Source organism: Microcella frigidaquae, from assembly GCF_014200395.1.
Classification (GTDB): Bacteria; Actinomycetota; Actinomycetes; order Actinomycetales; family Microbacteriaceae; genus Microcella; species Microcella frigidaquae.
In genome coordinates this window covers 937,904-959,496 of the sequence record NZ_JACHBS010000001.1, presented here as the reverse complement: position 1 = coordinate 959,496, position 21,593 = coordinate 937,904, and the positions used below count along the sequence as shown (strand labels likewise).

At 72.2% G+C, this 21,593-nt stretch carries 18 protein-coding genes and 1 pseudogene; 12 read left to right on the top strand and 7 right to left on the bottom strand.

Annotated elements, in window-relative coordinates:
* Positions 1-20: 20 nt before the first annotated feature.
* From BJ959_RS04750 to BJ959_RS04735, 4 genes are all read left to right on the top strand, one after another.
* On the top strand, positions 21-2,450 hold the full coding sequence (locus BJ959_RS04750; RefSeq protein ID WP_153983131.1) for a putative inorganic carbon transporter subunit DabA: 2,430 nt from the start codon (positions 21-23) through the stop codon (positions 2,448-2,450).
* Complete coding sequence (locus tag BJ959_RS04745; protein WP_153983130.1) at positions 2,447-2,770, top strand: P-II family nitrogen regulator; 324 nt, start codon at positions 2,447-2,449, stop codon at positions 2,768-2,770. The genes BJ959_RS04750 and BJ959_RS04745 overlap by 4 nt, the downstream gene beginning before the upstream one ends.
* Positions 2,771-3,004: 234 nt before the next feature.
* Positions 3,005-3,349 (top strand): PadR family transcriptional regulator, encoded by a 345-nt coding sequence (locus tag BJ959_RS04740; protein WP_153983129.1) that lies wholly within the window; start codon positions 3,005-3,007, stop codon positions 3,347-3,349.
* Positions 3,346-4,554, top strand: a complete 1,209-nt coding sequence (locus BJ959_RS04735; RefSeq protein WP_153983128.1) for a hypothetical protein — start codon at positions 3,346-3,348, stop codon at positions 4,552-4,554. The genes BJ959_RS04740 and BJ959_RS04735 overlap by 4 nt, the downstream gene beginning before the upstream one ends.
* On the opposite strand, the pseudogene BJ959_RS04730 reads toward BJ959_RS04735, so the two are convergent.
* From BJ959_RS04730 to xseA, 6 genes and pseudogenes are all read right to left on the bottom strand, one after another.
* Positions 4,551-5,551 (bottom strand): annotated as a pseudogene (locus BJ959_RS04730) (IS481 family transposase). The gene BJ959_RS04735 and the pseudogene BJ959_RS04730 sit on opposite strands and share 4 nt — an antisense overlap.
* 95 nt (positions 5,552-5,646) lie before the next feature.
* Positions 5,647-7,044 (bottom strand): aspartate ammonia-lyase, encoded by a 1,398-nt coding sequence (locus BJ959_RS04725; protein WP_153982886.1) that lies wholly within the window; start codon positions 7,042-7,044, stop codon positions 5,647-5,649.
* 79 nt (positions 7,045-7,123) lie between these two features.
* Entirely contained in the window at positions 7,124-7,795 is a 672-nt protein-coding gene (locus BJ959_RS04720; protein ID WP_153982885.1) for a carbonic anhydrase, read from the bottom strand.
* 147 nt (positions 7,796-7,942) lie between these two features.
* Complete coding sequence (locus BJ959_RS04715; protein ID WP_165879051.1) at positions 7,943-8,563, bottom strand: DUF4245 family protein; 621 nt, start codon at positions 8,561-8,563, stop codon at positions 7,943-7,945.
* Between the two features lie 5 nt (positions 8,564-8,568).
* Positions 8,569-8,790 (bottom strand): exodeoxyribonuclease VII small subunit, encoded by a 222-nt coding sequence (locus BJ959_RS04710; RefSeq protein WP_153982883.1) that lies wholly within the window; start codon positions 8,788-8,790, stop codon positions 8,569-8,571.
* 1 nt (position 8,791) lies between these two features.
* Positions 8,792-10,090: an exodeoxyribonuclease VII large subunit gene (xseA, locus tag BJ959_RS04705; protein WP_341800044.1), complete on the bottom strand. Its 1,299-nt coding sequence runs from the start codon at positions 10,088-10,090 to the stop codon at positions 8,792-8,794.
* A gap of 85 nt (positions 10,091-10,175) precedes the next feature.
* Between xseA and BJ959_RS04700 the strand changes: the two genes are divergently transcribed.
* From BJ959_RS04700 to BJ959_RS04680, 5 genes are all read left to right on the top strand, one after another.
* Complete coding sequence (locus tag BJ959_RS04700; protein ID WP_153982881.1) at positions 10,176-11,132, top strand: ATP-binding cassette domain-containing protein; 957 nt, start codon at positions 10,176-10,178, stop codon at positions 11,130-11,132.
* Complete coding sequence (locus BJ959_RS04695; protein ID WP_153982880.1) at positions 11,129-11,992, top strand: ABC transporter permease; 864 nt, start codon at positions 11,129-11,131, stop codon at positions 11,990-11,992. Before BJ959_RS04700 ends, BJ959_RS04695 begins: the two co-directional genes overlap by 4 nt.
* Before the next feature lie 104 nt (positions 11,993-12,096).
* Complete coding sequence (locus tag BJ959_RS04690; protein WP_207949342.1) at positions 12,097-13,137, top strand: 4-hydroxy-3-methylbut-2-enyl diphosphate reductase; 1,041 nt, start codon at positions 12,097-12,099, stop codon at positions 13,135-13,137.
* Positions 13,138-13,194: 57 nt separating this feature from the next.
* Entirely contained in the window at positions 13,195-14,427 is a 1,233-nt protein-coding gene (locus BJ959_RS04685) for a sensor histidine kinase (RefSeq protein WP_153982879.1), read from the top strand.
* The gene (locus BJ959_RS04680; RefSeq protein ID WP_153982878.1) at positions 14,424-15,620 is read left to right on the top strand and encodes a hypothetical protein; all 1,197 of its coding nucleotides are present in this window, start codon (positions 14,424-14,426) and stop codon (positions 15,618-15,620) included. Before BJ959_RS04685 ends, BJ959_RS04680 begins: the two co-directional genes overlap by 4 nt.
* Here the strand turns inward: BJ959_RS04680 and fbaA are convergent, their stop codons facing one another.
* Positions 15,621-16,649 (bottom strand): class II fructose-bisphosphate aldolase, encoded by a 1,029-nt coding sequence (gene fbaA, locus BJ959_RS04675; protein ID WP_153982877.1) that lies wholly within the window; start codon positions 16,647-16,649, stop codon positions 15,621-15,623.
* Between the two features lie 210 nt (positions 16,650-16,859).
* Here fbaA and glpX point away from each other — a divergent pair, with 210 nt between their 5' ends.
* From glpX to BJ959_RS04660, 3 genes are all read left to right on the top strand, one after another.
* On the top strand, positions 16,860-17,798 hold the full coding sequence (gene glpX, locus BJ959_RS04670) for a class II fructose-bisphosphatase (RefSeq protein ID WP_153982892.1): 939 nt from the start codon (positions 16,860-16,862) through the stop codon (positions 17,796-17,798).
* 87 nt (positions 17,799-17,885) lie between these two features.
* Positions 17,886-19,619, top strand: coding sequence for an ABC transporter ATP-binding protein (locus BJ959_RS04665; protein WP_153982876.1), 1,734 nt, complete (start codon positions 17,886-17,888; stop codon positions 19,617-19,619).
* A complete protein-coding gene (locus BJ959_RS04660; RefSeq protein WP_153982875.1) occupies positions 19,616-21,523 on the top strand; it encodes an ABC transporter ATP-binding protein in 1,908 nt (635 codons plus the stop codon). Before BJ959_RS04665 ends, BJ959_RS04660 begins: the two co-directional genes overlap by 4 nt.
* Positions 21,524-21,593 lie beyond the last annotated feature (70 nt).

The window sequence follows — 21,593 nt, the reverse complement described above, 5'->3', positions numbered from 1 at the left end:
CTCTCGAACGGAGCCCCGGCATGACTGCTACCCCCGCCGCCCAGCGCAGCGACACCGCGCGCGCCCTCCGCGTGCGCGCCCGCGCCGACCTCGCGGCCAACGTCGTCGCGCCGTACTACGGCCTCGACGCGGCGATCGCCGTCAACCCCGTGCTGCCCGCGCTCGGCGACGGCTTCGCCGCCGCGGTGTCGAGCGCCGCGCCCGCCCTCGGCGGCCGCGGGGTGCTGCCCGAGCACGAGTTCCGCGCGCACCTCGCCGCGGGGCGCATCGGGGCCGCCGAGCTCGCGGCGAGCATCCGCCGCCACCGCCCCGGCACGCCGGGCGACGATGCGGCGCTCGTCGCGCGCTTCCTCGCCGAGGCGCCCGCCGGCCCCGCCACGGCACGCGCCGATGCCGCCGACGCGGCCGCCGACGCTCCCCTCGACCCGATCGACGAGCTCGTCGCCGGCTGGTGCCGCGCCGCGCTCGCGCCGGAAGCTGCCGCCTGGCCGGTGCCCGTCGACCGCCTCGGCTTCTACGGCGCCTGGCGCGCCATCGCCCGCCGCGACCCCGCTCTGCCGCGCGCCGCTCGCGCCCGCATCGCCGAGCTGCCCGAGAAGCCCGACCTCGCCCTCGCGCGGGCGCTCGACCTGCTCGGCATCGCCGACGACGAGCAGCTGCCCGCCCTGCGCGCCCACCTCGCCGCGCTGCCCGGGTGGGCGGCGTTCATCCGCTGGCGCTCGATGACGAGCGGCGACGTCGAGGTGCTCGACCTGCTCGCCGTGCGGCTCGGCCTGGTGTGGGCGCTCGACGCCGCCCCGGTTCCCGCGCCGCGCCCTGCCGGTCCGACCGGCGGTGCCCTCGAGCGCGCCCTCATCTGGCAGGAGGCCTTCGAGGCGGCTCCGCACGCCGCCGTGCTCGCACAGCTGACGCCCGGCGCCGCTCCGACCCACCCGGCCGCCGTCGCGCACCTGGTGTTCTGCATCGACCCGCGCAGCGAGGGTCTGCGCCGCCACCTCGAGAGCCAGGGCGCCTACACGACCGCAGGCTTCGCCGGATTCTTCGGCATCGCCGCCGCCGTCGAACCGCTCGCCGCCGCCGAAGCCGCGCCGGCCTGCCCCGTGCTGCTCACGCCCCGCTACCAGGTCGCCGAGCGACCCGAGCCCGGAGCCTGGCGCGCGGCAGCCCGGCTCATCGACCAGCTCGCCACGCGGCGCGCCCTGCGCAGCGCCGTGAAGGCCCCCGACGCGGTCGCCGGTGCTCCGCTGGGCTGGGCCGAGGTCACCGGGTGGATGCTCGGGCCGAGCGCGATCGCCCGCAGCGTGCTGGCGGGCCGTGGCCTGCCGGTCGCCCGCCCCGACGAGGCCGCGGCGCCCACGCTCTTCGATCTCGACTCGGCACTGACCCTCGATGACCAGGTCGACACGGCCGAGGTGATCCTGCGCACGATGGGCCTCGTCGAGAACTTCGCCCCGGTCGTCGTGCTCGTCGGCCACGGCACGACCACGACGAACAACGCCTTCCGCACGGCGCTCGACTGCGGTGCCTGCGGCGGCCACCGCGGGGCGCCCAACGCGCGCATCGCCGCCGCGCTGCTCTCGGCGCCGGCGGTGCGGGCCGGGCTCGCCGAGCGCGGTATCCGCATCCCCGACGAGACGATCGTCGTCGCCGGCGAGCACGACACCGCCACCGACACCCTCACCGTGTTCGACCTCGAGAACCTGCGGGTCGACCGCCGTCTCGCCGTCGAGCAGCTCGTGCGCGACGCCGCGGCCGCCGGCCGCCGGCTCGCGGCCGAGCGCGCCGCCGAGCTGCCGGGTGCGCCGCGCGCGCCCCGGCCCGAGCGGGCCGCTGCGGTGGTCGCCCGCCGCGCCGGCGACTGGGCGCAGGTCTACCCGGAGTGGGGTCTCGCCCGCAACGCCGCCCTCATCATCGGGCCGCGCACGCTGAGCCAGAGCGCCGATCTGGGGCGCCGGGTATTCCTGCACTCCTACGAGGCCGCGCACGACACCGAGGGCATCGCGCTCGAGACGATCCTGACCGCGCCGCTCGTCGTCGCCCACTGGATCAACGCTCAGTACTACTTCTCGGCCGTCGACCCGGAGGTGTTCGGCGCCGGCACCAAGACCGTGCACAACCTGGTCGGCGGGGCCGGCGTCGTGAGCGGCCCGACCGGCGACCTGCGCCTCGGCCTGCCCTGGCAGTCGATCGGCACCCGCGCGGGCCTGCACCACGAGCCGGTGCGCCTGCTCGTGGTGGTCGACGCCCCGCGCGAGCGCATCGACCGCATCATCGCCAGCGCCGAGATCGTCGCCGACCTCGTGCACGGCGACTGGGTCACGATGGTTCGACCCGGCGACGCACCGCAAACCTGGGAGCGCCGCACCCGCGAGGGCTGGCAGCCGTACGCCCTGCCCAGCACCGAGACCACCACCGACATCACCCGCATGACCGAGGAGGACGCAGCATGAGCCGCGAGTCGCTGACCCGCATGACCAAGATCGAGGTCGTCGCCCGCACGGCCGACGCCGACGCGGTGCGCCGGCAGGTGGTCGCCGCCGGGGCCACCGGCTACACGAGCCTGCCCGCCGTGACCGGCCTCGGCCACCACGGCGCGCACGAGGGCCGCCAGCTCTTCAACGACCGCGACGCGCTGACGCTCATCATCACCGTCGTGCCCGACGACCGCGCCGACGACCTCATCGAGGGCCTCCGCGCCCTGCTCGAGGGAACGGCGGGCGTGATGTTCGTCTCCGACACCTACGTGAGCCGCCCGCACTACTTCCGCTGACGGATGCCGTGGGTCGCGGTTGCGACCCACGGAAAGCCCGGAGGAGTAGGGTGGGGCGCGGCTCGCGCCGGCGAGTGCTTCTCGAACCGGTGGTGCGGATCAGAACAGTCGGTTCCGGCGCGAGCCGCCTGCCCTCTGTGCGGCAGTCGGCGATCGTGGCCTCGATCGAGTGCTCCCTGAGTAAGCGTCGATTCTGCCTTGTCTTCCTATCTCGATATAGGTAGAGTCACGGGCATGCAGCCACTCACCCGGGTCACGGCGGCGACGCGCGATGTACTCGACGTTCTTCTCGAGCATCGCGATGCGTGCTGGGGGCTGATCGTCATCAAGCAGAGCGGCCGACCTCCCGGCACCGTCTACCCGATCCTCGATCGACTCGAGAACCTCGGCTGGGTCACGTCGTCATGGGAGGAGGCGAACGAGCGCTCGGGCCCTCGCCGCCGGTACGTGCGGCTGACCGACGACGGAGCCGTTCAGGCCGCCCATGTCGTCCGTACCTCGCGCAGCCAGGCCGCACGTACCCAGACCGCACGCACCGCAAGCCCGCTCTTCCCGATCAGCGGATCGGCGCGCGCGTGATCGGCGCCGGAGAGCAGGGCGGCACTCCTCCGATGCCCCGCACGGTGCGTCTGGCGCTCCGGATGCTCCCGCCGGGCGAGCTCCGCGAGCGGTATGCCGAGCAGTGGGCCGCTGACCTCCGCGACGCCGACGACGCCGGGATCCCGCGTCGCTCGATCGCAGTGGGCGCGCTTCGCTTCGCCCTGCTCGCGCGGGCGGGGTCGATCGGCGCCGACCCGCTGGAGCTCGATCGGCAGTCGTGGCGCCGCGCACGATGGGCAGCCGCGTTCATCGGAACCGCGGCTCTGGGCTCGACGGTCGGCTTCATCGGCATCGGCGGCCTTGCCGGTGTCGACGACGTGGCCACCGAGGCGCCGGCCCTCCTCCCAGTGGTCGTTGCGCCTGCCCTGATCTCGCTCGTGAGCGCCGTCGTCGGTGTGGCCCTGCTGGTCCTGGCGGCGACACGGCGGCCCCGCATCCGCTTCGGTTCGGTGCTGGTCGTTCTCGCGCTGTCCGTCGGCGTGCTGCTGGTCGCGGTGTGGCCGGTGCAGTCGGCGATCGTGCCCAGCACCGAACCGCTGCTGTACGGCCTCGGCCTGCTCGCGCTCGTTGTGGGGTCGGTGACCGCATTCATCGCGTGGGAGGTCACGCCTCGACCCCGGGAGACCCTCGCCCTCGCCCGGGCCCCTCGCATGACCCGGCCATCCTCGTCCACGATCGTGGCGGGGGGCGTCGTCGCGCTTCTTGCCGCGGTCGGCTTCGGCGCGGTCGAGGGTCTCGTGTGGGGGCCGCTCGATCAGACGGACAACGCCCTCACGATCGAGGAGCTGTACGCGGCACTTCTGCCGAGCGAGGTGATTTCCGCGATCATCGTGGTTGCGGTCTGGGCGGTCGGTGGCGTGATCCTCGCCGTCATCCTTCTGGCCGTGCAGCTGTGGATGCGACGACGGGGCACGCCGGAACCCGCTCGGCTCGCTGTCGTCGCGCCGATGGCGCTGCTCGCCCTGGGATTCGTCGTGCTGGGCCAGGGCTTCGCCACCTTCGGAATCGGCATGGCGATCGCCGACACGCTGCCGCCGTACACGGGGTCACGTTCGCTCGCCTGGACGGTCTACGCCGCGCTGGGTGCGACCGTGGGGTTGATCGGGGCATTCCTCGCTCTCGCCCCCCGCCATCGCCGCGCACCGGATGGCCTGAGCCTGGCGGCACTCGGCCGCCTGGCCTAGATGTAACGACCCGTGAGGTTGTGAACGCGGCAAGCGGGCGTGTGACCGTCGAGGGCGCTGTGGGGTCGTCGGCGATTGTGTATTCCTCGAGCCAGTCAGCGTAGGTCGCTGATCGGGCCTCGTTGGAGGTGTAGTTCGCTGCGTAAGCCCATTCGGCGGCCAGTGTGCGGTTGAAGCGCTCGACCTTGCCGTTGGTTTGCGGTCGATAGGGGCGGGTGCGGATGTGTCGGGCCTGTCCGACAGCGGCGGCGAAGTCACGGGATCGGTAGCAGGCGCCGTTATCGGTCATGACCGCCTTGACCTCGAAGCCGGCATCGGCGAAGAACTGGCGAGCACGAACCCAGAACGCGGCCGCGGTCTCTTTGCGCTCATCCGGAAGTTCTTCGGAATAGGCCAACCTTGTGCATCCATCGACGGCGTGATGCAGGAACGTGTAGCCGCGCGATGACGAGGCTCCGCGTCGGCCAGCGCGATCCCGGGCAGCACCGGCACGACGGTCTTGGGGTGACCCGCGACCATGAACATGCCACCCTCCACCGTCCGGGATACGACCGAGCTTCTTGATGTCAACGTGGACGATGTCCCCAGGGGCAGCCGCTTCGAACCGGACCGGTTGCTGCTTCCGAATCGGCAAGCCGGTGTTGCGGTCCAGGTGCGACAGCCGAGGCATTCGATAGCGGGCCAGCACTCGACCGACCGTCGAGGGGTTGAGCCCCAGATGCCACGCGATCCGACGCGCATCCCAGCGGCGCGTGAATCGCAACGCAATGATCCGTCGCTCCGTGCGCTGACTGAGGCGTCGGGGCGAGTGACGGGGTCGCGAGCTGCGGTCGGTCATTGGCTGGCCTGCTCGATATCGATCGGCCCACTTCTTCGCTGTTGCTGGCGAGCATTGAAACCGCTCCCCGACTCGAGCAAGACTCCACCCGTCGATGACGACGGCGCGAGCGACACGCAGACGCCCTTTCGGTGTCAGATCGGCATTAGCGTGAACCACGAAGACCTCCGGTCTCGATGAGAGTTGTCAGATACCCACATCGTTCCGGAGGTCTTCGCTACTTCACACGTTCACAACGTCCCGGGTCGTTACACCTAGAGGCCGGGCGCGGTCATCTTCAGCACGTCGAGCGCGCTGTCGAGCTGCTCGAGCGTGACCTCGCCGCGCTCCACGAAGCCGAGGTCGATGACGGCCTCGCGAATGGTCAGGCCCTTCTCCACCGAGTGCTTCGCGATCTTCGCCGCCGCCTCGTAGCCGATGACCCTGTTGAGCGGGGTGACGATCGAGGGCGAGCTCTCGGCGAGGGCGCGGGCGCGGTCGAGGTTGGCCTCGAGGCCGACGACGGTCTTGTCGGCGAGCACGCGGGTCGAGTTCGCCAGCAGGCGGATCGACTCGAGAAGCGCAGTGCCCATGACGGGGATCGCCACGTTGAGCTCGAACGAGCCCGAGGCGCCCGCCCAGGCGACGGTCGCGTCGTTGCCGATGACGCGCGCGCACACCATGAGCACGGCCTCGGGCACGACCGGGTTGACCTTGCCGGGCATGATCGACGAGCCCGGCTGCAGGTCGGGGATGTGCAGCTCGGCGAGGCCCGTGTTGGGGCCCGAGCCCATCCAGCGGATGTCGTTGCAGATCTTGGTCAGCGAGACGGCGAGCACGCGCAGCGCGCCCGAGGCCTCGACGAGGCCGTCGCGCGCGCCCTGCGCCTCGAAGTGGTCGAGCGCCTCGGTGATCGGCAGGCCGGTGGTCGCGGCGAGCTCGGCGATGACCTTCTGCGAGAAGCCGAGCGGGGTGTTGATGCCGGTGCCGGTGGCGGTGCCGCCGAGCGGCACCTCGGCGACGCGCTCGATGGTCGACTGCACGCGGGCGATGCCGAGGCGGATCTGCCGCGCGTAGCCGGCGAACTCCTGCCCGAGGGTGACCGGGGTGGCGTCCATGAGGTGGGTGCGGCCGGCCTTGACGGCGGTCTTCCACAGCGCGGCCTTCTCCTCCAGGGCGCCGGCGAGGTGCTCGAGCGCGGGGATCAGGTCGTGCAGCAGCGCGGCGGTGACGGCGAGGTGCACCGAGGTCGGGAAGACGTCGTTCGACGACTGGGAGGCGTTGACGTGGTCGTTCGGGTGCACCGCGAGGGCATCCGTCGACGCGAGGGTGGCGAGCACCTCGTTCATGTTCATGTTCGAGGAGGTGCCCGAACCGGTCTGGTAGGTGTCGACCGGGAACTGGTCGTGGTGGGCCCCGCCGATGATCTGGTCGGCGGCGGCGACGATCGCCTGCGAGCGCTCGGTGTCGAGGATGCCCAGCTCGGCGTTGACGATCGCGGCGGCGCGCTTGATCTGCGCGAGGGCGACGATCTGGCCGCTCTCGAGGCCGGTGCCCGAGATGGGGAAGTTCTCGACGGCGCGCTGCGTCTGCGCCCGGTAGAGGGCGCTGCGCGGAACGCGCACCTCGCCCATGGTGTCGTGCTCGATGCGGTACTCGGTCTCGGTGCTCACGGCGGTGTCCTTATGTCACGGATCGGTTGAGGGAGGGTCGCGGTGGCAGGCGGTCGGCTTCGGCGGGGCGGATGCCCGGCTAGAGCTGACCGACGACGACATCGGGCACGACCCGGCCTTCGCGCAGCCGGTAGTTCGCACCCACGATGGCCAGCGTACCCGCCGCGACCTCGTCGCTGATGAGCTCACTGGCCTCGAGCAGGGCGGCGACCGTGTCGCGCAGGTGCTCGCGGCCGACCTCCTGCGCGTCGATCGCGCCCGGGTCGGCGACGGTGGCGTCCGACTCCGAGCCCGGTGCGGCAGCCGCTGCGGCACGGCGCACGCGCTCGACGGCGGGCATGATCTGGTCGACGAGGCCGCGGATGTGCGCGGGCAGGGGCGGAGCATCCGAACTCACCGAGGTGATGGCGGCGGCCACGGCCCCGCATTCGTCGTGCCCGAGAACGAGGATCAGCGGCACCTTCAGCACGGCGACCGCGTACTCGAGCGAGCCGATGACGCTGTCGCTGATGACCTGGCCGGCGTTGCGCACGACGAAGAGGTCGCCCAGGCCCTTGTCGAAGATGATCTCGGCCGCGAGGCGCGAGTCGCTGCAGCCGAAGAGGGCGGCGTGCGGGGCCTGGAAGCGGGCGAGTTCCGTGCGCCGCTCGACGTCCTGCCGCGGATGCTCCGGCTCACCCGCGACGAACCGCGCGTTGCCCCGCTCCATCTCGCGCCAGACTTGGGCGGGCGTGCGACGGTCGGTCGGCATGAGGCTCCTGGGTGGACGCGGGGCGGGGTGCCTCTCGAGCGTAGTCCCGCGGGGCGCCGTCGGTGCGTTGCTCAGTCGGCCGGCAGCTCAGTCGGCGGGCAGTTCGGCGGCGACCGCCGTCGGTGCGTTGCTCAGTCGGCCGGCAGCTCAGTCGGCGGGCAGCTCGGCGGCGACCGCGGTGGCCAGCAGCTCAAGGTCGTCGTTGCTCGCCGTGCCGTAGAGCACGACGGTGCTGTCGGCGGTGCGGGTCACGAGCGCGACCTCGCGCAGGCCGATGCCGTCGACGCCGCGGCGGTCGTAGTACTGCCAGTCGCGCCCGGCGATCGTGACGGTCTCGCCCTCGCCGGGGTCGCGGAGGGCATCCCGTAGCCAGGTGCTCTCGTCGGTGAAGCCCTGCAGAACGGCCAGGAAAGTGTCGTCGGCGGTGATGAAGCCGATGGCCCACTCGTCGACGCCGGCGCTGCCGCCGAGTTCGGCGCGGTTGGCCTGCCAGGTGGGCGGCACGATGGGCGCGACGACGTCCGTGCCGAGGCTCGCCTCGGCTTCGGCGGCGGCCGCGAGGTGGTCGATCTCGAGCGGAACCGGGTCGGGGCGCACGACGACGAGCACGAGGAAGAGCACGATGCCGAGCGAGGCGACGAGCGAACCGATGAGGTTGCGCGTGGTCTGGTTCGCGCGTCGCTTGCGCCTCGCCTCAGCGACGCGGTCGGCCTTCTGCTCGGGGGTTTCCGTGCCGGGCTCGAACGAGCCGCTCGTGGGGTCGTTCATGCGGGTCAGCCCTCCGCGGCGGCGCGCGCCGCGTCGAGGCGCTCCTTGGCGCCGATCAGCCACTCCTCGCATCGGCGGGCGAGGGCCTCGCCGCGCTCCCACAGTGCGATCGACTGCTCGAGCGTGGCGCCGCCCTGCTCGAGCTCGGTGACGACGCGCACGAGTTCGTCGCGCGCCTGCTCGTAGCTGAGAGCGGCGATGTCGGCGTCTGAGGTCACGTCGTTCATGCTACGCAGGCCTTCCTTCGGGGGCGGTGGGAGACGGGGCGGTGGGAGACGGTTCGCGCGGGTCGGGCGCCGGGCCCTGCGCGGTGGCGGCGAGCCGGCCGTCGGCGAGCAGCAGGGTGAGGGCATCCCCGGCGGCGACGGCGGAGGCGGCGCGCACGACATCGCCGCCCGCGGTCTGCACGATGGCATAGCCGCGGTCGAGGGTGCGCTGCGGCGACAGCGCCCGCAGCTGCCCGCGCCGCTCATCGATCTCGAGGTGCGCGCGCTCGAGCAGCCGCGTGCTGAGCTCGGCGCCGCGGGCGACGAGGCGGGTCAGCTCGTCGGCGCGCGTGTCGGTGATCCACGCGGAGCCCGCGAGCACCGGCCGCGACCGGATGCTCGCGATGCGCTCGATCTCGGTGCCGATCAGCCCCGTCACGCGGGTCAGCAGCCGCGCGCGCGCCTGCTGCACGCGCGCGAGCTCGTCGCCGACGTCGGGCACGACGCGCTTGGCGGCGTCGGTGGGGGTCGAGGCGCGCAGGTCGGCGACCTCGTCGAGCAGGGGCCGGTCGTTCTCGTGGCCGATCGCGCTCACGAGCGGGGTCTCGCAGGCCGCGGCCGCGCGCACGAGGCTCTCGTCGCTGAACGGCAGCAGGTTCTGGAAGTCGCCGCCGCCCCGGGCGACGATGATGACGTCGACCTCGGGGTCAGCATCCAGTTGCCGGATCGCCGCCGTGACCTCGCTGACCGCGCGCTCACCCTGCACGGCGGCGTGCACGACCCGGAAGCGCACCGAGGGCCACCGCAGCTGGGCGTTGCGCAGCACGTCCTTCTCGGCGTCGCTGTCTTTGCCGGTCACGAGCCCGATGCATTGCGGCAGGAAGGGCAGCGGCTTCTTGCGCTCGGGCGCGAAGAGGCCCTCGGCGGCGAGGGCGGCGCGCAGGCGCTCGAGCCGCTCCAGCAGGTCGCCGAGGCCGACGCGGCGCATCTGCGACACCTGCATGGTGAGGGTGCCGCCCTTGACCCACCAGTTGGCCTTGACGAGCGCGGTGACGCGGTCGCCCTGGCCGAGCCCCTCGGGCAGCGAGGCGCGCACCGACGACCAGATGACGAACGACACCGTGGCGTCCTGCGCGACGTCTTTGAGCTTGCCGTAGACGTTGCCGCCCGAGATGCCCCACTGGGCGATCTCGCCCTCGACCCAGACCTGCCCGAGGCGGTCGATGTACTCCTTGAGCTTCGCCGACAGCTGGGCGACCGGCCAGGGGGAGTCGGGAGAGGACGGAGCGGGGGAGGAGGGGGCCGCGGGCGCATCCGTCACGGTGTGCCCTCCTTGCGTCGCGTGGTGTGCGTCGCCAGGGTAGTCGAGAGCGCCGACCCCGCGGCCTCGTTCTGCAAGGAGCCGCATGCGTACCGCCACCCCGCTCACCGTCGAGTCGTTGACGAAGGTCTACGGCGAGGTCACCGCCCTGCGCGACGTCTCCTTCACCGCCCAGCCCGGCCGCGTCACGGGCTTCCTCGGCCCGAACGGTGCCGGCAAGACCTCGACCTTGCGCATCCTGCTCGGGCTCAACCGCCCGACGGCGGGGCGGGCGCTCATCGACGGCCAGCGCTACCGCGAGCTCGATGCGCCCCTGCGCCGCGTCGGCGGCTCGCTGTCGAGCGACGTCTTCCACCCCGGCCGCAGCGGCCGCGACCACCTGGTGACGCTCGCGCTCGCCGCGGGCATCGACCGCGCTCGCGTTGACACGGTGCTCACCCAGGTCGGGCTCGCCGACGCCGGCCGCCGTCGCGTCGGCGGCTACTCGCTCGGCATGCGGCAGCGGCTGGGTCTCGCCGCGGCCCTGCTCGGTGACCCCGACGCGCTCGTGCTCGACGAGCCCATCAACGGCCTGGACCCCGACGGCATCCGCTGGATGCGCGGCCTGCTGCGCCACCTCGCCGACGAGGGCCGCACCGTGCTGCTCTCGAGCCACGTGCTGAGCGAGGTGCAGCAGACGGTCGACGATGTCGTGGTCATCCGTCACGGTCGCATCGCCTTCGACGGCCCGCTGGAGGCCCTCGAGGCAGGCAGCGCGCGGGTGCGTGTCGACGCCGCCGATCGTGACGCTCTGGCGGATGCCCTCCGCCGCGCCGGCGCCACCGTCGAGCCCGGCCCCGCGGGTCTGTCGGTGCTCGGCCTCGATGTCGCCCGTACGGGCGAGGTCGCCCTGGCCGCGGGCCTCGCGCTCACGCACCTCAGCGACGAGACCGACGGGCTCGAGTCGGTGTTCCTCGCGCTCACGGCGGATGAGGCTGAGGTCACCGCCGCCCCGGCCGACGCGCCCGGCGTCGCGACCAGCGCAGAGGGGAGCGCCGCATGAGCACCCTCACCGCCCTCGGCCGCGCAACGGCCGCCGAGCTCGCCAAGGTCTTCTCGCTGAAGTCGTGGTGGCTGCTCGGCCTCATCATGGTCGCCTACGTCGGCGTGACGGCCGCGGGCCTCGCGTTCTTCCTCAGCGACGCGGGCGCGCTGCTCGCCGGCGCGGCCGGAGGGGGAGCACCCGCCCCCGAGCTCGACCCCGTCGTCATCGCGAACCTCGTCTACAGCAGCGTCACGGCCGTGGGCCTCGTGATCCCGCTGCTGTTCGGCGCGCTCATCGTCACGACCGAGTACCGGCACGGCACGCTGACCCCGACGACGCTCGCGCAACCGCGCCGCGGCATCGTGCTCACCGCGAAGGCGATCGTCGCCGCGCTCATGGGCGCGCTGTACGGCGTGCTCGGCCTGATCGGCTCGGTCGGGCTCGGCGCTCCGGTGCTCGCGGCCCTCGGGGAAGACACCGCCCTGGGCGAACCCGAGGTCATCGGCGTGCTGCTGCGCACGCTCGTCGCCACCGCCCTCTGGTCGCTGCTCGGCCTCGGCCTCGGCGCCCTGCTCACCAGCCAGATCGCCGCGATCGTCATCGTGCTCGCCTTCACCCAGTTCGTCGAGCCGATCCTGCGGCTCGTCGCCGGCGTGTGGGAGTGGTCGGCACAGCTCGGCCGCTTCCTGCCGGGGTCGGCGACCGACGCGCTGGTCGGGGCGGGCATCCTGAGCTCGCTGAACGCGCTCGACCCCACGGTGCCGGTGGCGGCGGTGGATGCTCTCACCTGGTGGCAGGGAGGCCTCGTGCTCGGCGGCCTCGCCGCGGTGCTGCTCGTGGCCGCAGCCCTCACCACCGGACGGCGCGACGTGGAGTAGGCGAGAGGGTACGGCGAGAACACAGCGATGAGCAGGGTTCGCGCAGGCCACCCTCGTAGACTGACTCCGTGAGCACGATCACCAATGGCGCCCTCGGCACGACTCTGACGGCCCCCGTCATTCCGCAGCGGCGCGAGCGGCTGCGGCCGGTCGAGGTCGATGGTCCGAAGCGCGTGCTCCTCGCCGCCCCGCGCGGCTACTGCGCGGGCGTCGACCGAGCAGTGATCGCCGTCGAGAAGGCGCTCGAGCAGTACGGGGCGCCGGTGTACGTGCGCAAGCAGATCGTGCACAACGTGCACGTCGTGAGCGAGCTCGAGAAGCAGGGGGCGATCTTCGTCGACGAGGTCGACGAGGTGCCGCCCGGCTCGCACATCGTCTTCTCGGCGCACGGAGTGAGCCCCGCCGTCGTGCAGGGTGCGGCCGACCGCGACCTGCAGGCGATCGACGCCACCTGCCCGCTGGTGACGAAGGTGCACCGCGAAGCGGTGCGGTTCGCGAAGCAGGACTACCGCATCCTGCTCATCGGCCACGCCGGCCACGAAGAGGTCGAGGGAACGATGGGCCACGCGCCCGAGCGCACGATTCTCGTCAACGACCCCGACGAGGCCGACCGCATCGAGGTGCCCGAGACCGACGCGCTCATCTGGCTGTCGCAGACCACGCTGAGCGTCGACGAGACGATGGAGACCGTGCGGCGCCTGCGCGCGCGCTTCCCGCACCTGCAAGACCCGCCGAGCGACGACATCTGCTACGCCACGCAGAACCGCCAGGTCGCCATCAAGAAGGTCGCGCCCGAGGCCGACCTCGTGATCGTCGTCGGGTCGGCCAACAGCTCGAACAGCGTGCGCCTCGTCGAGGTGGCCCTCGAGTACGGCGCGAAGGCCGCCTACCGCGTCGACTACGCCAGCGAGATCAAGCAGGAGTGGTTCGAGGGTGTCGCCACCGTCGGCGTCACGAGCGGCGCGAGCGTGCCCGAGGTGCTCGTCGAGCAGGTGCTCGCCGACCTGCGCGACGCCGGCTTCGACGCGGTCTCCGAGGTCAAGACCGCGGAGGAGGACCTCCAGTTCTCGCTGCCGAAAGAGCTGCGCCGCGACGCGCAGGGCAACGTCGACGAACGGGCGCTCGGCGGGCGCATCCGCGACTGACCGGTCGAGACTGCGGGCGGAGACGGAGGCGGGCATGACCGTAACGGGCAATCGCCGATGACCGCCGTCGGGGTGCGCGGCGCTGGGCCTCGTCGCGTCGGGCTGCGCACCATCGGCCTGCCGCGGCCGGTCGCCGCCCGCGTCGTCGTGACCGGCCTGGCCACGACCCAGCGCGTGGTCGCCGCCATCGGCTCGCTGCTCGCCGCGGCGATCGTCGTCGACGCGCTCGTCGCGGTCGACGCGCTCGCGGCAGCCCCGCTGCTCGTCACGCCGTTCATCGGCGTCGGGATGCTCGCTCTCGTGCTGCTCTGGCGCCCGACCGTGCTCACCGCGGGGCTGTATCTGCTCGGCGGTGCCGTCTTCTCGGTCGCCGTGCCGGTGCTGATCCTGGATTCCGCCCCCGAGCTCGAATCCACCGGCCCGTACCTCTTCAACCGCATCGCGACCGCGCTCTGCCTGGTCGGTGCCATCGGCGGACGCGCCCTCAGCGGTGTTCTCTGGACGGCCCTGGCCTTCATCGTGGCGCAGGCGAGCGTGTCGATCGGGCTCACGCTCGCCGAGGCCACCGTGCGCACGGGTCTCGGCCCGCTCATCGTCGCTACCATCGCGGTTGCCGCCTACACGACCCTCGCAATCGCGCAGCGGCAGACCGAGCGCCGACTCGCGGTGCTGACGGCGACCGCGGCGGAGCAGTCGGAGGTCGACCGCCGCCGGTCGCTCGAGTTGCGCGCGGCCGCCGTCGTGCACGACACGATCCTCGCCGACCTCGCCCTCATCGCGCGGTCGCGCGGCCCGCTCGAGCCGCGCACCGCCGAGGTGCTCGACGAGCACCTGCAGACCCTCGCGAGCACGACCGTCGCCGACCCCGAGCCGGCCGCCCCGCGGTCGGGCAGCGCACTCGGCGCGGCGCTGCTCGAACTCGCGCGCGAGTACCAGTGGAGCGGTGTGCGGGTCGATGTGAGCGGCATCGAGCTGCTGCCCGAGTCGATGGCGTCGAGGGCCCGGCACGCCCTGCTCGGCGCCGCGCGCGCCGCCCTCGACAACGTCGTCGAGCACGCCGGCACCGACCGGGCCGAGCTCGTCGCCGGAGCACGGGGCGACGCGGTGTCGGTGCTCATCGTCGACGACGGGCGCGGGTTCGCCGCCGACGAGGTCGCCGAGGATCGCCTCGGCCTGCGCACCTCGGTGACGCAGCGCATCGAGCAGGTGGGCGGGTCGGTGCGCGTCTGGTCGGGCCCCGAGGGCACGACCGTCATGCTCACGGTGCCGCGGGGGGAGGGCGCGCGATGACCGCGGTCTCGTGGCGCCGTAGCCCCTGGGAGGCCGACCCGCTCAGCTGGTTCGTCTCCCCGAACCTGCCCCTCGCCAGCGCGGGGCTCGTGCTCGTCAACGGGGTGCTCGTTCTCGGGCCGGCCGGGCAGGCCGGCAGCCGGCCCCTGGTGCAGGCCGCGGCGCTCGCGCTCGCGGTGATCGCGCCGCTCTGGGTGCACGTGATGACGCGCCCGCGCCGTGGACCGCTCGGGGTCACCGAGGCGGCGGTCGGCGTGCTCTTCGCGGTCGCCGCCCTCGTGCTCTCGGCCGTCGGCTACATCGGCGAGCCCTTCGCCCTCGTGCTGTGGTGGGCGCCGCTGTCGGCGTCGCTGCTGCTGCTGGCGCTCGCCCCCTATCTGTCGGCGGCCCGCTTCGCCGCGCTGGGGTCGATTCCGCTGGTCGTCGGCGTGGTCATCACGCTGGGCTACGTCGTGCCCGACGACCCGACCTGGCCCCCCTTCTCGACCGTGGTCATCACCGTGTTCCCGTTGCTGATCGGGCTGCTCGGCGGGGTCGTGATGATCCGCTCCATCACGTTCAGCATCGCCCGCTGGAACGAGCGGCCGCTCGACCTGCCCGTGGTCGACGGCGCGACCGACGCCGAGATGGTGCGGGCGGTCGACGCCGCGACGACCGAGCGGATCGCCGCCGCCCGAGCGGTGATCGCGAGCGTGCTCGAGCGCGGCGAGGTCACCCCGGGCGACGCTGTGCGCGCCGCGGCGATCGCTGAGCGGCTGCGCGCCGAGCTGACCGGGGAGGTCGACCGCACCTGGCTCGAGCGGGTCGCCGAGGGTCGCGCCGTCACCATCGACGACCCCGAGCGGCTCGTCGAGCAGCTCGACCTCGCCCAGCGCACCGCCGTTCGCGCGCTTCTGGATGCCCTCCTGGGCAGCACGGAGGCGCCGGCCGGCTCGGCGCGGGTCGAGCTGCGCCGCACCGAGGCCGGATCGATCGCCGTGGCCCTGCGCATCCGCAGCGCCCTGCCGGAGGGGCGGCGCGAGACCTTCCTCGCTCCCTACTACGTGACCCTGCAGTCGACGGTCGACAACCTGCGCTGGCGCACCGGCGCGGTCACCGCCGTCGAGTTCGAGGTGCGCGGCGGCGCGAGCCGCCCGGCCCGCGTGCAGCGCACCCCCGAGCCGGGAACGCCCGGCGGCCCGGTCGCCCGCTAACTAGCGGCCCGAGTGTCCGGCCGAGCCGAGCTGTTGGGTCGCCTCGACGACGCGCTTGGCCATCGCCGACTCGGCGAGCTTGCCCCAGGCGCGCGGGTCGTAGATCTTCTTGTTGCCGACCTCGCCGTCGACTTTGAGGAAGCCGTCGTAGTTCTTCAGCACCGTGTCGGCCACCGAGCGGCTGAACGCGTACTGCGTGTCGGTGTCGATGTTCATCTTGATCACGCCGTTCTTGACGGCGGTCGCGATCTCGTCATCGGTCGAGCCCGAGCCGCCGTGGAAGACGAGGTCGAGCGGGAGGGCATCCGTGCCGTACTTCGCGGCGATGCCGGCCTGGATCTCGGCGAGAAGCTCGGGGCGCAGCTTCACGTTGCCCGGCTTGTAGACGCCGTGCACGTTGCCGAAGGTGAGGGCGGCCATGTAGCGGCCGTTTTCGCCGAGACCGAGCGCCTCGACGGCCTGCTCGACGTCGCCGAGGGTCGTGTAGAGGGCGTCGTTCGAGCCCTCGTGCTGCACGCCGTCTTCCTCGCCGCCGACGACGCCGATCTCGACCTCCAGGATGGCGTTGATGTTCTTCATGCGGGGCAGCAGCTCACGCGCGATCTCGATGTTCTCGGCGAGCGGCACGGCCGAGCCGTCCCACATGTGGGACTGGAAGATCGGGTTGCGGCCCGCCTTCACCTCGGCCTCGCTCGCGGCGATGAGCGGCATGACGAAGCCGTCGAGCGCGTCCTTCGGGCAGTGGTCGGTGTGCAGGGCGACCGTGATCGGGTAGTTCTTGGCGACCTCGGTGGCGAAGGCGGCGAAGGCGAGGGCGCCTGAGGCGCGGGCCTTCACGCTCTGGCCGGCGAAGTAGTCGGCGCCACCGGTCGTGACCTGCAGGATGCCGTCGGAGCCGGCTTCGGTCAGACCCTGCAGCACGGCGTTGATCGTCGACGACGACGACACGTTGATGGCGGGGTAGGCGAACCCGCCCTTCTTGGCCTTGTCGAGCATCTCGGCGTACTGCTCGGGGGTGGCGACGGGCATGGTTCTCCTCCTGCTGGGGGTGTGGTGGACGCGGTGTCGAGTCTAGCCAGCGGCCGTCGCCCCGATACTCTGGTCGTGCGCTGACCTACCACCCGGCGCGTCCTGCTGAACGTTCTATCGAGCATCCCGTCATCGACGAGGGAAAGGACGCCACCCGTGGTGACCACCGAGACCGGAACCCTGTTCCTGCACCCCGACCGCAACCTCGCCATGGAGCTCGTGCGGGCCACCGAGGCCGCGGCCATCCGCTCGGCGCCGTTCATCGGCAAGGGCGACAAGCTCGCCGCCGACGGGGCGGCCGTGGATGCGATGCGCAAGTTCCTCGGAACGGTCAACTTCAGCGGGGTCGTCGTCATCGGCGAGGGCGAGAAGGACAACGCCCCGATGCTGTTCAACGGCGAGCAGGTGGGCACGGGCAACGGGCCGATGTGCGACATCGCCGTCGACCCGATCGACGGCACCTCGCTCACCGCCGCGGGCCGCAGCCACGCGATCTCGATGATCGCCGTCGCCGACCGCGGCACCATGCTCGACGCCTCGAGCGTGTTCTACATGGAGAAGATGGTCGCCGGGCACGAGGGCATCGGGGTGCTCGACATCCGCCAGCCGATCGGCGAGAACATCCGCGCGCTCGCCGCCGCGAAGGGCAAGCCGGTCGAAGACCTGCGCGTGGCCGTGCTCGACCGCCCGCGGCACGAGCAGCTCATCGCCGACATCCGCGCCACCGGGGCCGGCACGCGGCTCATCCTCGACGGCGACGTCGCCGCGGGCATCAACGCCGCTCGCCACGACAGCCGCATCGACCTGGCCGTCGGCATCGGCGGCAGCCCCGAGGGCGTCGCCACCGCCTGCGCGGTGAAGGCGCTCGGCGGGTTCATCCAGGGCAGGCTCGCCCCCGGCAGTGATGCCGAGCGCGAGCGCGGTGCCGCCGCGGGCCTCAAGTTCGACCACGTCTACGAGGCGAACGAGCTGGTCAGCAGCGACAACACCTTCTTCGTCGCCACGGGCGTCACCGACGGCGAGCTCGTGCGCGGCGTGCGGCGCGAGGGCCGCATCATCACGACCGAGTCGATCGTGCTGCGCTCGCGCTCGGGCACCATCCGGCGCGTGACGGCCGACCACCTCGTCGACAAGTGGTTGGACCACTAGCCAGCGCTGGTCGCACGGCACCTGTTCGCTGAGGGCGGCACGCTCGGTGCGAGCATCCAGCGCTGACGGGTGAAGAATGAGCAGGCCATGCTCGCTTCTCTGCTCGGCCGCTATCTGCGGCCCTACGTCGGCCTGATCGTCGGCGTCATCGTCTTCCAGCTCGCGCAGTCGATCGCCTCGCTGTTCCTGCCCGCGCTCAACGCCGACATCATCGACAACGGCATCGCCCGCGGTGACACCGGCTACATCCTGATGGTCGGGGCGGGGATGCTCGCCATCACCCTCGTGCAGATCGCCTGCGCCATCGCTGCCGTCTACGTCGGAGCCCGCGTCGCCATGGCGTTCGGCCGCGACCTGCGGCAGGCCGTGTTCGACCACGTCGGCACGTTCTCCGAGCGCGAGGTGACGCGCTTCGGCGCCCCCTCGCTCATCACGCGCACGACGAACGACGTGCAGCAGGTGCAGATGCTCGTGCTGATGACGAGCACGATGCTCGTGAGCGCGCCCATCCTCGCCATCGGTGGTGTCGTCATGGCGCTGCAGCAAGACCTCGCGCTGTCGCTCATCATGGCCGTGGCCATCCCCGTGCTGCTGCTCTCGGTCGGCGCGATCATCGTGCGGACGGTGCCGCTGTTCCGCGTCATGCAGGAGCGCATCGACACCGTCAATCGCGTACTGCGCGAGCAGCTCACCGGCATGCGGGTCGTGCGCGCCTTCGTGCGCGAGCGGCACGAGGTGGCGCGCTTCGCCGACGCGAACGCGCAGCTCACCGAGACCGCGCTGAAGTCGGGCCGGCTGTTCGCGCTCATGTTCCCGATCGTGCTGCTCGTGCTCAACGCCTCGAGCGTCGCCGTGCTGTGGTTCGGCGCCGGGCGCATCGAGAGCGGCGCGATGCAGGTCGGCGCGCTCACCGCCTTCCTCACCTACCTGATCCAGATCCTCATGGCCGTGCTCATGGCCACGTTCATCGCCGTGCTGCTGCCGCGGGCGGCCGTCTCGGCCGACCGCATCGGCGAGGTGCTCGCGACGCCCTCCTCGGTGGTGCTGCCGAGCAGCCCGGTGACCCCGCGCGACGCGAGCGGGCACGTCGAGCTGCGCGACGTGGTGTTCGCGTACCCCGGGGCGGAGCATCCGGTGCTCGACGGTGTCAGCCTCACCGCCACGCGCGGGCGCATGACCGCCATCATCGGCAGCACCGGCGCCGGCAAGACGACCCTCATCAGCCTGCTGCCGCGGCTCATCGACGTGACCGGAGGCGCCGTGCTCATCGACGGCGTCGACGTGCGCGAGCTCGAGCCCGAGCAGCTCTGGAGCCGCATCGGCCTCGTGCCGCAGCGCCCCTACCTGTTCTCGGGCACCATCGCCAGCAACCTGCGTTTCGGTAAGCCCGACGCCACCGACGACGAGCTGTGGGCGGCGCTCGAGACCGCGCAGGCCGCCGACTTCGTGCGCGCCATGCCCGACGGCCTCGACACCGCGGTGGCCCAGGGCGGCACGAGCGTGTCGGGTGGCCAGCGGCAGCGCCTCGCCATCGCGCGCGCCCTCGTGAAACGACCACCGATCTTCGTCTTCGACGACTCGTTCTCGGCCCTCGACACGGCGACGGATGCGCGCCTGCGCGCCGCGCTGCGCCGTGACGCCGCCGACGCCACCGTCATCGTGGTCGCCCAGCGCGTGGCCACCGTGCTCGACGCCGACGAGATCATCGTGCTCGAGCAGGGCCGCGTCGTCGGCCGTGGCACCCACGATGAGCTGCTCGCCTCGAGCGAGACGTATGCCGAGATCGTCAGCAGCCAGCAGCGGGTGGAGGTGGGGTCATGAGCGGCGCACCGGCCCGCCCCGCGGGCCCTCCCGGTGGAATGCGGCGCGGCCCCATGGGCGGCCCGATGGGCGGCGGCATCGGCCTGCCCGCCGAGAAGGCGGCGAGCTTCGGCCCGTCGGCCCGCCGACTGATCGGCCGGCTGCGCCCCGAGCTGCGGCTCGTCTGGGTGGTCATCGTGCTCGGCGTCGTCAGCGTCGTGCTCTCGGTCGTCGGGCCCGCCCTGCTCGGATTCGCGACCAACGTGATCATCGACGGGGTCTTCGGCGAGGGCGCCTTCGTGGGGGGTGCGGTCGACGCGAGCGCCGCATCCGGCATCGATACCGACCTGCTGCACCTGGTGCTCGGCGGCGTACTGCTGGTCTACGTCTTCTCGTCGGTGTTCGCCTGGCTGCAGGCCTACCTGCTGACCGGGGTCACCCAGCGCGTCGTCTACCGGCTGCGCGAGGAGGTGCAGCGCAAGCTCGACCGCCTGCCGCTGACCTACTTCGACCGCGTGCAGCGCGGCGAGGTGCTCAGCCGCGTCACCAACGACGTCGACAACATCGCTCAGACGCTGCAGCAGACCCTCAGCCAGCTGCTGACCTCGCTGCTCACGGTCATCGGCGTCATCGTGATGATGGTCGTGATCTCGCCGATCCTCGCCCTCGTCTCGCTCATCACCGTGCCGCTGACGCTCGTCATCACGGCGATGATCGCCAAGCGCTCGCAGCCGCTGTTCGCGGCGCAGTGGGCGCACACCGGCGAGCTCAACGGCCAGATCGAAGAGACCTTCACCGGCCATGCGCTCGTCAAGGTGTTCGGGCGGCAGCGGGAGGTCGCGCAGCGGTTCCGCGAGAAGAACGCGCAGCTGTTCGACGCGAGCTTCGGCGCCCAGTTCGTGAGCGGCATCATCATGCCCGCGATCATGTTCGTCGGAAACCTCGTCTACGTCGCCATCGCCGTCGTCGGCGGCCTGCTCGTCACGAGCGGCTCGATGACCATCGGCGGCGTGCAGGCGTTCATCCAATACTCGCGGCAGTTCACGCAGCCGCTCAGCCAGCTCGGCTCGATGGCGAACCTGCTGCAGTCGGGGGTGGCGAGCGCCGAGCGTGTGTTCGAGCTGCTCGACGCCGACGAGCAGAGCGCTGACCCGCATCCGGCGGCCACGCCGCAGACCGCGACCGGGCGCCTGGTGTTCGACGACGTGTCGTTCCGCTACGCCCCCGAGGTGCCGCTCATCGACGGGCTGTCGCTCACCGCCGAGCCGGGCCAGACGATCGCGATCGTCGGGCCGACCGGCGCCGGTAAGACCACCCTGGTCAACCTGATCATGCGGTTCTACGAGCTCGACGGCGGCCGCATCACGCTCGACGGCGTCGACATCGCCACGATGACGCGCGACGACTTGCGCTCGCGCATGGGCATGGTGCTGCAGGACACGTGGCTGTTCGCGGGCACCATCCGCGACAACATCGCCTACGGCCGACCGGATGCGTCGCTCGACGACATCGTCGCCGCGGCCCGCGCCACCAGCGTCGACCGGTTCGTCGGCGCCCTGCCCGACGGCTACGACACCGTGCTCGACGACGACGGGTCGAACCTCAGCGCGGGGGAGAAGCAGCTGCTGACGATCGCGCGGGCGTTCCTCGCGCAGCCGAGCGTGCTGATCCTCGACGAGGCGACCAGCTCGGTCGACACCCGCACCGAGGTGCTCGTGCAGCACGCCATGGCCGCCCTGCGCCGCGACCGCACGAGCTTCGTCATCGCGCACCGCCTGTCGACCATCCGCGACGCCGACCTGATCCTCGTGATGGAGGCGGGCCGCATCGTCGAGCAGGGAACGCACGAGCAGCTGCTCGCCGCCGGCGGCGCCTACGCCCGGCTGTACGAGGCGCAGTTCGCCGCGCCTCTGGGCGAGGCGTAGACCAGCACAGTGCGGCGTCCCTTGGCGACGCGTAACCGTTGCACGAACGACGACGGGGGCAGGGCCGCGC

Bases quoted from the DNA above. Each gene is read 5' to 3' on its own strand.
- BJ959_RS04710 (WP_153982883.1), bottom strand. From the start codon at position 8,790: ATGAACGACGTGACCTCAGACGCCGACATCGCCGCTCTCAGCTACGAG.
- BJ959_RS04695 (WP_153982880.1), top strand. From the start codon at position 11,129: ATGAGCACCCTCACCGCCCTCGGCCGCGCAACGGCCGCCGAGCTCGCC.
- glpX (WP_153982892.1), top strand. From the start codon at position 16,860: ATGGAGCTCGTGCGGGCCACCGAGGCCGCGGCCATCCGCTCGGCGCCG.
- BJ959_RS04715 (WP_165879051.1), bottom strand. From the start codon at position 8,563: ATGAACGACCCCACGAGCGGCTCGTTCGAGCCCGGCACGGAAACCCCC.
- BJ959_RS04720 (WP_153982885.1), bottom strand. From the start codon at position 7,795: ATGCCGACCGACCGTCGCACGCCCGCCCAAGTCTGGCGCGAGATGGAG.
- BJ959_RS04740 (WP_153983129.1), top strand. From the start codon at position 3,005: ATGCAGCCACTCACCCGGGTCACGGCGGCGACGCGCGATGTACTCGAC.
- BJ959_RS04680 (WP_153982878.1), top strand. From the start codon at position 14,424: ATGACCGCGGTCTCGTGGCGCCGTAGCCCCTGGGAGGCCGACCCGCTC.
- BJ959_RS04660 (WP_153982875.1), top strand. From the start codon at position 19,616: ATGAGCGGCGCACCGGCCCGCCCCGCGGGCCCTCCCGGTGGAATGCGG.
- BJ959_RS04750 (WP_153983131.1), top strand. From the start codon at position 21: ATGACTGCTACCCCCGCCGCCCAGCGCAGCGACACCGCGCGCGCCCTC.
- BJ959_RS04700 (WP_153982881.1), top strand. From the start codon at position 10,176: ATGCGTACCGCCACCCCGCTCACCGTCGAGTCGTTGACGAAGGTCTAC.
- BJ959_RS04745 (WP_153983130.1), top strand. From the start codon at position 2,447: ATGAGCCGCGAGTCGCTGACCCGCATGACCAAGATCGAGGTCGTCGCC.
- BJ959_RS04665 (WP_153982876.1), top strand. From the start codon at position 17,886: ATGCTCGCTTCTCTGCTCGGCCGCTATCTGCGGCCCTACGTCGGCCTG.
- fbaA (WP_153982877.1), bottom strand. From the start codon at position 16,649: ATGCCCGTCGCCACCCCCGAGCAGTACGCCGAGATGCTCGACAAGGCC.
- BJ959_RS04685 (WP_153982879.1), top strand. From the start codon at position 13,195: ATGACCGCCGTCGGGGTGCGCGGCGCTGGGCCTCGTCGCGTCGGGCTG.